This is a genomic window from Streptomyces parvulus (assembly GCF_014648855.1).
GTDB classification, from domain to species: Bacteria; Actinomycetota; Actinomycetes; order Streptomycetales; family Streptomycetaceae; genus Streptomyces; species Streptomyces parvulus.
The window spans coordinates 63,810-77,521 of the sequence record NZ_BMRX01000007.1 but is presented as its reverse complement, the minus strand read 5'-3'; the positions used below and the strand labels follow the sequence as shown (position 1 = coordinate 77,521).

General features: G+C 70.4%; 8 protein-coding genes and 1 tRNA gene. 5 read left to right on the top strand and 4 right to left on the bottom strand.

The window, feature by feature from the left end; all coding sequences use genetic code 11:
- Positions 1-116 precede the first annotated feature (116 nt).
- The 3 genes from IE108_RS14575 to IE108_RS14565 are packed head-to-tail and all read right to left on the bottom strand — an operon-like array spanning position 117 to position 5,243.
- The gene (locus tag IE108_RS14575) at positions 117-2,312 is read right to left on the bottom strand and encodes an acetate--CoA ligase family protein (protein WP_064732041.1); all 2,196 of its coding nucleotides are present in this window, start codon (positions 2,310-2,312) and stop codon (positions 117-119) included.
- Positions 2,313-2,316: 4 nt separating this feature from the next.
- On the bottom strand, positions 2,317-3,549 hold the full coding sequence (gene frc / locus IE108_RS14570) for a formyl-CoA transferase (protein ID WP_064730702.1): 1,233 nt from the start codon (positions 3,547-3,549) through the stop codon (positions 2,317-2,319).
- Positions 3,550-3,560: 11 nt separating this feature from the next.
- On the bottom strand, positions 3,561-5,243 hold the full coding sequence (locus tag IE108_RS14565) for a thiamine pyrophosphate-binding protein (RefSeq protein WP_064730703.1): 1,683 nt from the start codon (positions 5,241-5,243) through the stop codon (positions 3,561-3,563).
- A gap of 144 nt (positions 5,244-5,387) precedes the next feature.
- On the opposite strand from IE108_RS14565, the gene sucC reads away from it, so the two are divergent.
- Genes sucC through IE108_RS14550 form a run of 3 tightly spaced genes read left to right on the top strand, consistent with a single transcriptional unit; the run spans position 5,388 to position 9,024 of the window.
- Positions 5,388-6,530: an ADP-forming succinate--CoA ligase subunit beta gene (gene sucC, locus IE108_RS14560; protein ID WP_064730704.1), complete on the top strand. Its 1,143-nt coding sequence runs from the start codon at positions 5,388-5,390 to the stop codon at positions 6,528-6,530.
- Positions 6,531-6,568: 38 nt separating this feature from the next.
- Positions 6,569-7,471, top strand: coding sequence for a succinate--CoA ligase subunit alpha (gene sucD / locus IE108_RS14555; RefSeq protein WP_064730705.1), 903 nt, complete (start codon positions 6,569-6,571; stop codon positions 7,469-7,471).
- Positions 7,468-9,024 carry an aldehyde dehydrogenase family protein gene (locus tag IE108_RS14550; protein WP_064730706.1) on the top strand — a complete coding sequence of 519 codons (1,557 nt, stop codon included), beginning with the start codon at positions 7,468-7,470 and terminating at the stop codon, positions 9,022-9,024. Before sucD ends, IE108_RS14550 begins: the two co-directional genes overlap by 4 nt.
- A gap of 4 nt (positions 9,025-9,028) precedes the next feature.
- Here IE108_RS14550 and IE108_RS14545 read toward each other — a convergent pair whose 3' ends face one another.
- On the bottom strand, positions 9,029-10,360 hold the full coding sequence (locus IE108_RS14545) for a DUF2254 domain-containing protein (RefSeq protein ID WP_064730707.1): 1,332 nt from the start codon (positions 10,358-10,360) through the stop codon (positions 9,029-9,031).
- A gap of 141 nt (positions 10,361-10,501) precedes the next feature.
- Between IE108_RS14545 and IE108_RS14540 the strand changes: the two genes are divergently transcribed.
- Together IE108_RS14540 and IE108_RS14535 are read left to right on the top strand one after the other, a co-directional pair.
- A tRNA-Leu gene (locus IE108_RS14540) sits at positions 10,502-10,586 on the top strand.
- A 298-nt stretch (positions 10,587-10,884) separates the two neighbouring features.
- Positions 10,885-13,632: an AAA family ATPase gene (locus tag IE108_RS14535; RefSeq protein ID WP_159394637.1), complete on the top strand. Its 2,748-nt coding sequence runs from the start codon at positions 10,885-10,887 to the stop codon at positions 13,630-13,632.
- The last annotated feature ends 80 nt before the right edge of the window (positions 13,633-13,712 follow it).

Here is a 13,712-nt window from a genome sequence, read left to right as displayed (position 1 = left end):
CGCACCCCTTGCGTCGAAAGAACTGGCCAGCGCCCCCTGTCCCGTGCCTTTCGTGCGCGCGCGGGTCCCGGGACCGGCCGACGCGCACCCGTCGGCCGGCCCCCCGCCGGCTCACCTCATGTACCGCCCCCCAGGAGCCCGCCCGTCTCCCGCCACCGCCCTGACGGAGGGCCTGCGGCCCCCAGCCTTGATGCCGCCCGCGCCCAGCGGTACTTCGCCCCGAGGACGGCGACCGGCTTCTCCGTCGTGTACGGGTAGGCCACGACCCCGTGCTCGAAGAGGTACTGGCACGCCTCCTCCACCTCGACGTCGCCGGCCAGGGAGGCCACCACGGGCTTCTCGACGCCCCGCGCGCGGAACTCGCCCACCACGCGCGCGGTGAGTTCGGCGAACGCCATGGGGGGAGTGACGATGGTGTGCCAGTAGCCGAGGACCAGAGCGTGGATGCGCGGATCCTCCAGACCCAGCCGGATCGTCGCCTCGTACGTCGACGGCGGCTCGCCCCCGGTGATGTCCACCGGGTTGCCCGCCGCCCCGAACGGCGGGATGAACGCGCGGAACGCCTCGTCCAGGTCCGGCGGTATCTCCATCAGCGTCAGGCCGTTGTCCGTCACCGCGTCCGAGAGCAGCACGCCGCTGCCGCCGGCCCCGGTGATGATCACCACGTTGTCGCCCTCGGGGGCGGGGAGCACCGGCAACGCGCGCGCGTACTCCAGCATCTCGTTCAGCCCGGGCGCCCGGATGACGCCCGCCTGCCGGAGGATGTCGTCGTACACCGCGTCGTCCCCGGCGAGCGCCCCGGTGTGCGACCCGGCGGCCCTCGCGCCCGCCGCGGTCCGGCCCGCCTTGAGCACCACCACGGGCTTCCTGGGCACCGTCGCCCGCGCGGCCTCGACGAAGGCGCGCCCGTCCTTGAGGTCCTCCAGGTGCATCGCGATGCACTCCGTCCGCGGGTCCTCGCCGAACCAGGTCAGCAGGTCGTCCTCGTCCAGGTCCGACTTGTTGCCCAGGCCGACGATCGCCGACACGCCCGTCCTGGTGGTCCGCGCGAAGCCCAGGATCGCCATCCCGATCCCGCCCGACTGCGAGGTCAGCGCGACCCCGCCCTTGACGTCGTACGGCGTGCAGAACGTGGCGCACAGGTCCTGCCAGGTCGAGTAGTAGCCGTAGATGTTCGGCCCGAGCAGCCGCACGCCGTACCGTTCGGCGACCGCCACGATCTCGTCCTGCAGGGCCTGCTCACCGGTCTCCGCGAAGCCGGAGGGGATGAGGACGGCGTTGGGGATCCGCTTGCGCCCCACCTCCTCCAGCGCCGCCGCCACGAACCGCGCGGGGATCGCGAAGACCGCCACATCCACCTCACCGGGAACGTCGGTGACACTCTTGTACGCCTTGCGGCCCAAGATGTCATCGGCCCTGGGGTTAACCGGGTGGATCTCGCCCGCGAAGCCGCCGTCGACGAGGTTGCGCATCACCGAGTTGCCGATCTTGCCGGACTCGGCCGACGCGCCGATGACGGCCACGGAGGAGGGCTGCATCAGGCGGCGCATGGAGGTGAGGATCTCCTCGCGCGTGTACCGCCGGCGCTCCTTCGGCGCGCCGGTCGCGAGGATGACCCGGATGTCGGCGGCGACCGCGCCCCCGGGCGCGGCGATCACCGGGTTGAGGTCCACCTCGGCGATGTCCGGGAAGTCGGCGACGAGTTCGGAGACCCGCCGGATCTGCTCGGCCAGCGCCCACCGGTCGACGCCGGCCTGCCCGCGCACCCCGCGCAGCACCTCCGCCGCCCGGATCGAGTCCAGCATGGACAGCGCCTCGTCGGCACTCACGGGGGCGAGCCGGAAGGTGACGTCCTTGAGCACCTCGACGAGCACGCCGCCGAGGCCGAAGGCCACCACCTTGCCGAACGTCGGGTCCGTCACCGCCCCGACGATGACCTCTTGGCCGGGCGGCAGCAGTTCCTGCACCTGCACGCCCTCGATGCGCGCCGACGCGTCGTACGCGCGCGCGTTGTCGACGATCCGGCGGAACGCGGCCCGCACGTCCGCCGCCCCCTCCACGCCGACGACCACACCGCCCGCGTCGGTCTTGTGGAGGATGTCGGGGGAGACGATCTTCATCACCACCGGCCCGCCGAAGCGCGCCGCCGATGCCACCGCCTCCTCGACGTCCCGGGCCAGCCGCTCGCCCGGCACGGCGATCCCGTAGGCGTCCGCCAGCACCTTCCCCTCGGGCGCGGTGAGCGCGGTGCGCCCCTCGGCCCGTACGGAGTCCAGCAGCGCCCGCACGCGCGCCGTCCGGTCCTCGGCCATCACGTCAGACCACCCCGTTCGACTTGAGCAGGCGCAGTTCCTCGTCGCCGAGGCCCAGTTCGCCCACGTACACCTCTTCGTTGTGCTCGCCGAGCAGCGGTGAACTGGTCACCCGCACCGGCGAGTCGGAGAGCTTCAGCGGGCTCCCGACGGTGACGAACTCGCCCCGCTCGGGGTGCGGGACGGTCACGACCATCTCGTTGGCGGCCAGCGAGGCGTCCTCGATGATCTCCTTGGTGGACAGGATCGGCCCGCACGGGATGTTGTGGGCGTTGAGCCGCTCCAGCACCTCCCACTTGGGCAGCGTGGACGACCACTCCTCGATCAGCTGGAACATCTTGCCCAGCTTCGGCAGCCGCGCCTGCGGCGTCGCCCACTCGGGGTCGTCGGCCAGCTCTGGCCGGCCGATCAGCTCGCTGAGCGGCTGCCAGCCGACCGGCTGGACGATGACGTACACGTAGTCGTTCGGGCCGCCGGGCGCGCACTTGACCGCCCAGCCGGGCTGCCCGCCGCCGGACGCGTTGCCGGACCGGGGAACCTCGTCGCCGAAGTCCTCGTTGGGATATTCGGCGAGGGGACCGTGGGTCAGGCGCTGCTGGTCGCGCAGCTTCACCCGGCAGAGGTTGAGCACCGCGTGCTGCATGGCCACGTTCACCCGCTGCCCGCGCCCGGTGTGCTCCCGCTGGTACAGCGCGGCGAGGATGCCCGCCACCGCGTGCACGCCCGTGCCCGAGTCCCCGATCTGGGCGCCCGTCGCCAGCGGCGGCCCGTCCTCGAAGCCGGTGGTGGACATGGATCCGCCCATGGCCTGCGCGACCACCTCGTACGCCTTGAAGGCGGTGTAGGGGCCGTCGCCGAACCCCTTGATGGAGGCGTAGACGATCCGTGGATTGATCTCCTGGATGCGGTCCCAGGTGAAGCCCATCCGGTCCACCGCGCCCGGTCCGAAGTTCTCGACCATGACGTCGGAGCGCCGGATCAGCTCGGTGAGGATGTCCTTGCCGCGTTCGGTCTTGGTGTTGAGGGTGATGCTCCGCTTGTTGCAGTTGAGCATCGTGAAGTACAGGGAGTCGACGTCCGGCAGGTCGCGCAGCTGCTTGCGCGTGATGTCGCCGCTCGGCGCCTCCAGCTTGACGACGTCCGCGCCGAGCCAGGCGAGCAGCTGGGTCGCCGAGGGCCCGGACTGCACGTGCGTCATGTCCAGGACGCGGATGCCCTCAAGAGCCTTGGCTGTCATGGGCCTTCACCTCACTTGTACATCGTCTGGTTCATGGTTCCGGGGGCGTACGTGTCCGGGTCCACCCAGACGTTGACCAGGGACGGCTTGCCGGACTCCCGGGCGCGCCTGAGGGCCGGGCCGATGTCGGCGGGGTCGCGGACCTCCTCGCCGTGGCCGCCCAGCATCCGGGCGAACTCGTCGTAGGGCACGTCGCCGAGGGTGTTGCCGACCCGCTCGCGCTCCTTGCCGTACTTGGCGGCCTGGCCGTAGCGGATCTGGTTCATCGAGGAGTTGTTGCCGACGATGCCGACGAAGGGCAGGTCGTAGCGGACCAGGGTCTCGAAGTCCCAGCCGGTGAGCGAGAAGGCGCCGTCGCCGAAGAGGGCGACCACCTCCTTGTCGGGCCGTGCCTGCTTGGCGGCGAGCACGAAGGGCACCCCGACGCCGAGCGTGCCGAGCGGCCCGGGGTCCATCCAGTGGCCCGGTGATTTGGGCTGCACGACCTGCCCGGAGAAGGTGACGATGTCGCCGCCGTCGCCGATGTACACCGAGTCCTCGGTGAGGAAGTCGTTGATCTCGCTGACCAGCCGGTAGGGGTGGATGGGGGAGGCGTCCGACCTGAGCTGCGGCAGCCGCTTGTCCAGCGCGGTCCGCTCCGCCGCGCGCAGCTCGTCGAGCCACTCCTTGCGCTTGGCCGCGCCCCCGTTGAGCCGCCCCGACGCGGCCTCGGCCACCGACCGGAGCACCAGCCCGGCGTCACCCACGATCCCGAGGTCGATGTCGCGGTTCTTGCCCACGGTGCGGTAGTCGAGGTCGATCTGGACGACCGTCGCGTCCGGCGACAGCCGCTTGCCGTAGCCCATCCGGAAGTCGAAGGGCGTGCCGACGATGACGATGACGTCGGCGTTGGAGAAGGCGTACCGGCGCGAGAGCTGGAAGTGGTGCGGGTCGCCCGGCGGCAGCGTGCCGCGGCCGGCGCCGTTCATGTACGCCGGGACGTTGAGGGTGCGGACGAGGTCGACGGCGGCCTCGGTCGCGCGGGTCGTCCACACCTGGCTGCCGAGCAGGATGGCCGGTTTCTCGGCGTGCACCAGCAGGTCGGCGAGGTGCTCGACCGCGTCCGGGTCGCCCGCCGACCGGGTCGAGGCGCGGTACGCCCCCGCCCTCGGGACCCGCGCCTTCTCCACGGCGACCTTGGCGTCGAGCACGTCGCGCGGGATCTCCAGGAAGGAGGGGCCGGGCGCGCCGTGGTAGCACTCGCGGAAGGCCATCGACACCATGTCGGCGGCCCGCGCGGTGTCCGGCACGGTCGCCGCGAACTTGGTGATCGGCGTCATCATGTCGACGTGCGGGAGGTCCTGGAGCGACCCCATCTTGTGCTGGCTGTGCGCGCCCTGACCGCCGATCAGCAGCATCGGCGACTCGGCGCGGAAGGCGTTGGCGACGCCGGTGACGGCGTCGGTGGTCCCGGGGCCGGCGGTGACCACCGCGCAGCCGGGCTTGCCGGTGATACGGGCGTAGCCGTCGGCGGCGTGCGCGGCGACCTGCTCGTGGCGTACGTCGACGACCTCGATGCCCTCGTCGACGCAGCCGTCGTAGATGTCGATGATGTGGCCGCCGCACAGCGTGTAGATGCGGTCGACGCCCTCGGCCTTGAGTGCCTTGGCGACGAGGTGACCGCCGGAGATGACGTCCTGGGTGCCGTCGGGCATGGCGAAGTCCTGTCCCTTCACACGGGGTTGGGGGAGCTCTCGCGGTAGATTGCATACAGTCGACGAATACTGTATGAAGCTTGTTATCCCGCATCCGGTGGGTGGTGTCCAGGGGGCGTGCGGCACTTTCAGTCAGGAGCCGGAATGGACCTGTACGAACACCAGGCAAGGGAACTCTTCGCAGAACACGGCATCGTGGTGCCGAGGGCCGAGGTCACCGACTCGCCCGCACGAGCCCGCGAGATCGCCCGCGCACTCGGCGGCCGCGCCGTCGTCAAGGCGCAGGTGAAGACGGGCGGACGCGGCAAGGCCGGCGGCGTCAGGCTCGCCGCCGACCCGGCCGCGGCCGAGGAGGCCGCCCGGCACATCCTCGGCATGGACATCAAGGGACACCGGGTCGAGGCGGTCATGCTCGCCGAACCCGTCGACATCCAGCAGGAGTTCTACGTCTCCTACGTCCTGGACCGCGCGGCCGGCGGCTTCCTCGCCGTCGCGTCGGCCGAGGGCGGCACGGAGATCGAGGAGGTCGCCGCCGAGCGGCCCGAGGCCGTGGTCCGCGTCCCCGTCGACCCGGCAGCCGGCCTCACCACGCCGACGGCGGTGCGCATCGCGGACGCCGCCGGGCTGCCCCCGCAGAGCGTCGACGTCCTCGTCCGCCTCTGGCAGGTGCTGGTCCGCGAGGACGCCCTGCTGGTCGAGGTCAACCCGCTCGTCAGGACCGTCGACGGCCGGATCGTGGCCCTCGACGGCAAGGTCACCCTGGACGACAACGCCCTCTTCCGCCAGACCCGTTGGGGTGAGCGGCACGCCACGGCCGCCGACCCGCTGGAGGCCCGGGCCGCCGCGAAGGGCCTCAACTACGTCAAGCTCGACGGCGAGGTCGGCGTCATCGGCAACGGCGCCGGACTGGTCATGTCGACGCTCGACGTCGTCGCCGGCTGCGGCGCCCGGCCCGCCAACTTCCTGGACATCGGCGGCGGCGCCTCCGCCCGGGTCATGGCCGACGGACTGTCCGTCGTCCTCTCCGACCCCGCCGTGAAGTCCGTACTCGTCAACGTCTTCGGCGGCATCACCGCCTGCGACGCGGTCGCCGACGGCATCGTCCGCGCCCTGGACGAGGTCCGGCCGACCAAACCGATCGTCGTACGCCTCGACGGGAACAGCGCCGCCCGCGGCCGGGCCCTGCTCGACGCGCGCGCCCATCCCCTGGTCGAACAGGCCACCACCATGGACGGCGCCGCGAGCCGTGCCGCCCGCCACGCCACCGCGGCGCCCACCGCCGGATAGCCGGGAACCCGGGAACCCAGAAAAGGAGACAGGACGACATGGCGATCCACCTCACCAAGGAGAGCAAGGTCCTCGTCCAGGGCATGACCGGCGCCGAGGGCATGAAGCACACCCGCCGGATGCTGGCCGCCGGCACCGACGTCGTCGGCGGCGTCAACCCGCGCAAGGCCGGCCGCACCGTCGACTTCGGCGAACGCTCCGTACCGGTCTTCGGCTCGGTGCGCGAGGGCGTCGAACGCACCGGCGCCGACGTCACCGTCGTCTTCGTCCCGCCCGCCTTCGCCAAGGCCGCGGTGACCGAGGCGGCCGACGCCGGCATCGGCCTGGCCGTCGTCATCACCGAGGGCATCCCCGTCCACGACTCCGTCGCGTTCACCGCCCACGCGAAGGCACGCGGCACCCGCGTCGTCGGCCCCAACTGCCCCGGCCTGATCAGCCCGGGGCAGTCCAACGCGGGCATCATCCCGCCCGACATCACCAAGCCGGGCCCCGTCGGCCTGGTCTCCAAGTCCGGCACCCTCACCTACCAGCTGATGTACGAGCTGCGCGAGGTCGGCTTCTCCACCTGTGTGGGCATCGGCGGCGACCCCGTCGTCGGCACCACCCACATCGACTGCCTCGCCGCCTTCGAGGACGACCCGGACACCGAACTCGTCGTCCTCATCGGCGAGATCGGCGGCGACGCCGAGGAGCGCGCGGCCGACTACATCCGCGACCACGTCACCAAGCCCGTCGTCGGCTACATCGCCGGGTTCACCGCACCCGAGGGCCGGACCATGGGACACGCCGGCGCCATCGTCTCCGGCTCCTCCGGCACCGCGCGGGCGAAGCGGGCCGCACTGGAGGCGGCCGGCGTCCGGGTCGGCAGCACCCCCACCGAGACGGCGCGGCACGTCCTGGCCGCGCTCGGGCGCCCCGCACGCGACGGAGCCGGCGCGTGACCGCCGGCGGGGCCGCCCCGGCCCTCACCCTCAAGTCCGGCACCGCCTGGGCCGACGCCTGGCAGCGCTGCCGCACCGTCGCCCCCGAGGCGTTCCGCGACGACCGCGTCCTCAACCTCTGGGACGCCGGCTGGCGGGCCGACGGCCGCGTCCTGCCCGCCACCAGCCCGGTCGACGGCACCCCCGTCGCCGGCCCGCCCCGCCTCGACGGCGCGACCGCACACCGCGCGGTACGCGCCTCCCTCGACCAGCACCGCGCCTGGCGCCACGTCCCCCTGCCCGAACGCCGCGCCCGCGTCGCGGCCACCCTCGACGCCCTCGCCCACCACCGCGACCTGCTCGCGCTGCTGCTCGTCTGGGAGATCGGCAAACCCTGGCGGCTCGCGTGTGCCGACGTCGACCGGGCCGTGGACGGAGTCCGCTGGTACCTCGACGGCATCGACGAGATGACCGAGGGCCGTGCCCCGCTGGACGGGCCGGTGTCCAACATCGCGAGCTGGAACTACCCGATGAGCGTGCTCGTCCACGCCCTCCTGGTCCAGGCACTCGCGGGCAACGCCGTCATCGCCAAGACCCCCACCGACGGCGGCGTCGCCTGCCTCACCCTGGCCTGCGCGCTCGCCGCCCGCGAGGGCGTCCCCGTCACCCTCGTCAGCGGCAGCGGGGGCGAGCTGTCCAGGGCGCTGGTGCGGGCCCCCGAGATCGGCTGCGTCTCCTTCGTCGGCGGCCGCGACACCGGCGCCGCCGTCGCCACCGCCGTCGCCGACCTCGGCAAACGGCACATCCTCGAACAGGAGGGCCTCAACACCTGGGGCGTCTGGAACTTCACCGGCTGGGACGCCCTCGCCGCCGTAATCCCGCGCCTCTTCGACTACGGCAAGCAGCGCTGCACCGCCTACCCGCGCTTCGTCGTCCAGCGGCAGCTGTTCGACGCGTTCCTCGCGGCCTACCTCCCGGCGGTCCGCACCCTGCGCGTCGGCCACCCGCTCGCCGTGGAGGCGCCGGACGACCCCTTCCCGGACCTCGACCTCGGGCCGGTCGTCAACGCGGCCAAGGCCAAGGAGCTGCACGACCAGGTCGCCGAGGCCGTCGACCGGGGCGCCGTGCCCCTGCACCGCGGCAGCGCCGCCGACGCGCGGTTCCTCCCCGGCCAGGACACCTCCGCCTACGTCCATCCGGTCACCCTCCTCAACCCGCCCCGGTCCTCGCCGCTGCACCACGCGGAACCCTTCGGGCCGGTCGACACCATCGTCCTCGTCGACACCGAGGCCGAACTGCTCGCCGCCATGAACGCCTCCAACGGCGCGCTGGTGGCCACCCTGTCCACGGACGACCCGGCGACCTACGACAGGCTCGCCCCGCAGATCCGCGCGTTCAAGACCGGCCACGGCGTGCCCCGCTCCCGCGGTGACCGCGACGAGCTGTTCGGCGGCCACGGCGCGTCCTGGCGCGGCGCCTTCGTCGGCGGCGAACTGCTGGTGCGCGCCGTCACGCGCGGCCCGGCGGGGGAGCGGCTGCCGGGCAACTTCCCCGACCACCACCTGATGCCCTAGCGGCTCAGCCGATGCCCTGGCGGTCGGGCCGCAGTGCGAAGGCCCGGTCCGCCGGGGCGGGCGTGGCGCGTTCGACGGCCTGCCGCAGCAGCTCGCGGTGGCGCAGCAGCGGTTCGCGCCGCTCCGGCGGCACGAGCAGCAGCAGGTCGTCGAGGCCGGCCAGCAGCCGCCGCGAGACCTGCGGCGCCTCGGCCGCACAGCCACGGACCTCGGTGAACCCGAGGTCCACCAGCTCCGCCCAGCCCGGCACGGACCGCACCAGCCGGGCGGCACCGCGCCGGTCCCGGTCCACCACGGCGTCCAGGGGCCGCCGGGCGAGCGCCGCGAGGATCTGCACCACCCGGTCCAGGGCCTGTACGGCGGTGGTCGGATCGTTGACCGCCGGCGACAGGGCGCGCAGCCCGATGTCGGACAGCTGGCGGAGTCCGAAGGCCAGGTCCTGGTGGAAGGTGCGCTCCACCCCCACGGACAGCGTGTACCGCAGCGCCCGGCGTGGCGGCGCGGCCCCGCCGTGCACCGCCAGCACGGGCGTGCCCGGCACCAGGAAGTCACCGATGCGCGGGACCAGCCGCAGCACCACCCCGTGCCCGCGCGCCACCCGCACCAGCCGCGCGCTGTGCACGTCCCGCAGGACGCCGGCCCGCCCCTCGTGCGCCACCCACGCCGTGACCGGGCCCAGCCCGTCCGCCTCCCCGTCCCTCGCGGGCGCCGGCATCAGCGCCGCCGCCCGGAAGGTCTCCGCGGCGATCCGGGCGATCACGTGACTGACCCGCATCAGCCGCAGGGTCCCGTTCACGTACATCACGAAGAGCACCAGGCTCAGCGCCACCATGAGCAGCGTGAGCACCGACTGCACCAGCGGCACCGAGGTGGCGGCCCGGGGGTCCGGATTGCCGTCGTAACTGGTCAGCACCAGCAGCGTCAGCACGAAGGTGGCCAGGAACACCGCGAACGTCGCCTTGGTGATCCGGCTGCGCACGAACAGCCGCACCACGCGCGGCGTGAACTGCCCGCTCGCCATCTGCACCGCGACCAGCGAGATGCTGAACACCACGCCGATGAACGTCATCATGGCCGAGCCGACCGCCGACACCACGGCCTTCGCGTCGTCCGCGAACCGCAGCAGCTCGGCGAGCGTGTCGTAGTCGCCGGCGTCCTGCAGCGAACGCACCAGCGCGGCGTCCAGCTCCTGCGCCGCCAGCCACACCACGAGGACGCCGGCCATCGCCGCCGTGGGCGCGAACCAGAACGTGTCCCGCAGATGCTCCCTGAGCGGCGACAGCGCCCGCGCCCGACGGCGCGGCTGCGGGCTCCCGGTAACCATCCAGTCACTCATGGTGCGACCCTAGGCGCCGCGGTGCCACCGCCCGCGGACCGCCGCTCAGGCGAAGGAAACGCAGGTGAAAGGCGCTGCGAAACCTTGGTATGGTTGTCCATGTCGCCGCGGGGGAACACCCCGCACCGCGACAGACACCTGGTCCGGGTGGCGGAATGGCAGACGCGCTAGCTTGAGGTGCTAGTGCCCTTTATCGGGCGTGGGGGTTCAAGTCCCCCCTCGGACACTTTCGGGGACGTTCACGAGATCGTCCCGGTACTCCCGCTGACACGCATGCGAGGACCTAGACCTGACGGTCGCGGTCCTCGTTGCGTTTTCGTAGCCGACGGCGATGCCCGGAGGCTGTGATCGCTGAGGGTGCAACATCCCGCGAAATCGCACGCGGCCTCGACCCGTCGTGCGTTGGCCGCCAGTCCCGCCAACCGGGCCGCGCCGCCCGGTCATCGTATGACACTATGTCAACTGTGCAGGCCCGTAAGAGATCCCATGGGGCGAACCCGCAGGGCGCCATGATCGACTCTGACTTGTCCAGCGAGACCTTGTCGTGGCTCACCGGTACGTGGCTTCCCAAAGGCCCACCGGTCACGGTCATTGCCGGTTTCAGTGGAGTGGGCAAGACCGCGACCGTCGCCCAGTTCGCTGGCATGGTCACCTGCCCGACCATTGTCGAGACGGTCCCCGCAGGGGGGTATGACCTCGACGAACTCGTCTTCAATGTAGCCGGGGCCCTGGAAGAGGCTGGTCGGCCGGAGATGGCCGACCATTTAGGTGAGAGGTACCCTCAGGCTTTCGTCCGGGCACTGTCTCAGCCTGTGCTCATCGTCTTGGACGACTTTCAGGAACTGCTGGACGCCGCAGGCCATCCGCCGGGTTCCATGCAGACGATCATTTCCGCGATCTCCTCGCGTATTCCCTCTCTCAGCGGCCGTCTGCTGCTGGTCGGCAACAGGATTCCGGAGGAAGAACCCTGGCTGGAGGGAACCCGTATCCGGAGGTTCAATCCCCCTCCCGCACACGAGGCGTCGTCCCTGCTCGGCAGGCTTCTGGCGGATCGAGGGATCGATCGTGAGGTGTCGCCCCATCTCCGGCAAGATGTGGCGAATTGGCTGGGCTGCAACCCGCGCGCCATTCACGCACTGGTCGCCTGCCTCATGCACGACTCGCTGGACCAGCTGATCCGCCTGGATTCCGATTCGTGGGAAACCCGCGATGAAACGATCAGCGCGGAACTGGTCCGCCAGTTGGAAGCGATGTTCATCAGCCGGACGGTGCGCCACCTCACGGACGATGCCCGCACGCTGCTTGACGCCCTGAGCATCCACCGAAGACCCTTCACGAAGGATGCCATCGAAAGGGTGCGCTCCCAAGTGCAGGACGTGAATGCAGCACGTAGAGAACTATCAAGCTTTTTCATCCTGGAGCGGCAGGGCAGCAGACATTCGCTCAACCGAGTGAGCCGGGAAATCGCGAGGTCGGGTCTTTCCCTGGACGCTCGGAAACTTCAGCGGTTCCACTCGCTGGCCGGAGACCACTACAAGCGTCACTTCAACGTCCGGCAGAACGACACGCGAAGTGACTATTCGGCTGAGTTCATCGAAGCGCGCCATCACTTGGTCAATTCAGACAGGGAAAGCGAGTTCCACGACATCGCGCAACAGTTCCGGTCCCGCCTGCAAGTGATGTACAACAACCACGGTTCGGTACCCGGCGATGCGACGGCCCAAAGACGTCTCCTGGCGACCTTGTGGGCGGTTCTCGACGGAACGCAGGGACCGCACGCGGGTTTGCGGCTCCTCTTCGCCAAGCTTCTCCTTGCCCGCTCCGCGTCGGGAGATGACCTGCTCGCCTACCGCCAGGTGACGAAGGCGAGCCGAGGATCCAAGCGCAACGACGTATGGATCCTGCGAGCCAAACTGGCCGCGCAGTTGGACGGATCGACCGCCGCGCGAGCCGTGGTGGACCAGGCGGAGGGAGCCCTGCCGGCGGGAATGGTCGTGCAGATCATCCAGGTCGCCGCGAAGTCCCTGGCGGAAAAGGGGGCACTCCGGGAAGCCCTCCGCCTGCTCGACGGCGTGAGTCAGGAAGTCCTCGAACAGCGGGGTTCTTGGGTGATCCATCAACTCCAGGCCACTCTGCTGAGCCACCTGGGAAGGGACGTCGAGGCTATTGACACTCTCGTCGCCGCCTTCAAGAGGCTGGGGCTCACGGTGGGCGGCACGAGCAGGCTGGTCGAAGAAGGCGCCATGATCGCGGCCGCATCGAGGAATCACAAGGCCCTGAGAAGAATACAGCTGGCGATTCTTGAGAACGACGGGATCGACGGGACCGAAGAACTGTCCACTCTGTGTGAGACTCTCATGCTGAAGATCAAGGGAAATTTCTCCGCCGCTGCCGAAGTAGCCGCTTCCCATTCGCACTACGTGACCTTGAGGGCTCAGCAAGCGTTCTGTCATCTTTGTGAAAATGAGCCGGAGAAGGCCGTGGAGGCGTTTGAGGGCACTAACAGTCGGCACTTCTTGGGGTGGCTCAAAGCTGTGACGGCACTGTCCATGATAAATGCCAGGAACAATAATCGGTACGCAGACTGGATCGACGGCTACGCAAGAGAAGAAGGCGTTACTCCTGCAGAAGTGACCGACCAATACCTGCTGGAACGCTGGGATGCGACAGCGCGAACCTTGGGTCCGTCCCCGGCTTTCTATTATCCGGAACTTCCGGCATCGCTGACCGGTCTTCCGGTCGACCTCAGACGCTTGCAACACGGAGACAGCTGCCTTATTGGAGTCGCTGTCGAAAAAGTGCGATTCGGAGTACCCTACAGAAAGCCGGGAATAAAGGCCGGACGCGAGTCCAACACGGTTCGAATCTATCGCCCCAATGGCGACATCTACATCGCCGGATATGTGCAGCGCGAAGGAGACCAATCTGTGAGCAATTACAATTTCTCCGGTAGTCAGATCGGGGCCGTGGGCGACCAGGCATCTGCATCGAACAACACCTTCCAGCAGTTTTCCGCAACCTCGGGCAGTGACCTCGCGAGCCTCGCGAGCGAACTTGGGAAGCTGAGCAGCGCGCTGCGGCAGCGTCCCGCCGAGGAGCGCGACGAGGCGGCGCTGGCCGAGATCGACGCCGCCGCCGTCGCGGCTGCCGAAGGCGATGAAGCGAAGACCAGGGGCCACTTGGCGCGTGCCGGGCAGTGGGCCCTCACCGCGGCCACCGCCGTGGGAGCCGGAGTCGCGGCCGCCTGGATAGAGGGCGCCATCGGTCTGTAAGCGTGACGTACGGCCTGTCGGAGCGCTTGCTGCGGGCCATGGGCCGTCGAGTCACCGGAGCTGCGCCCGTGACAGGCGAC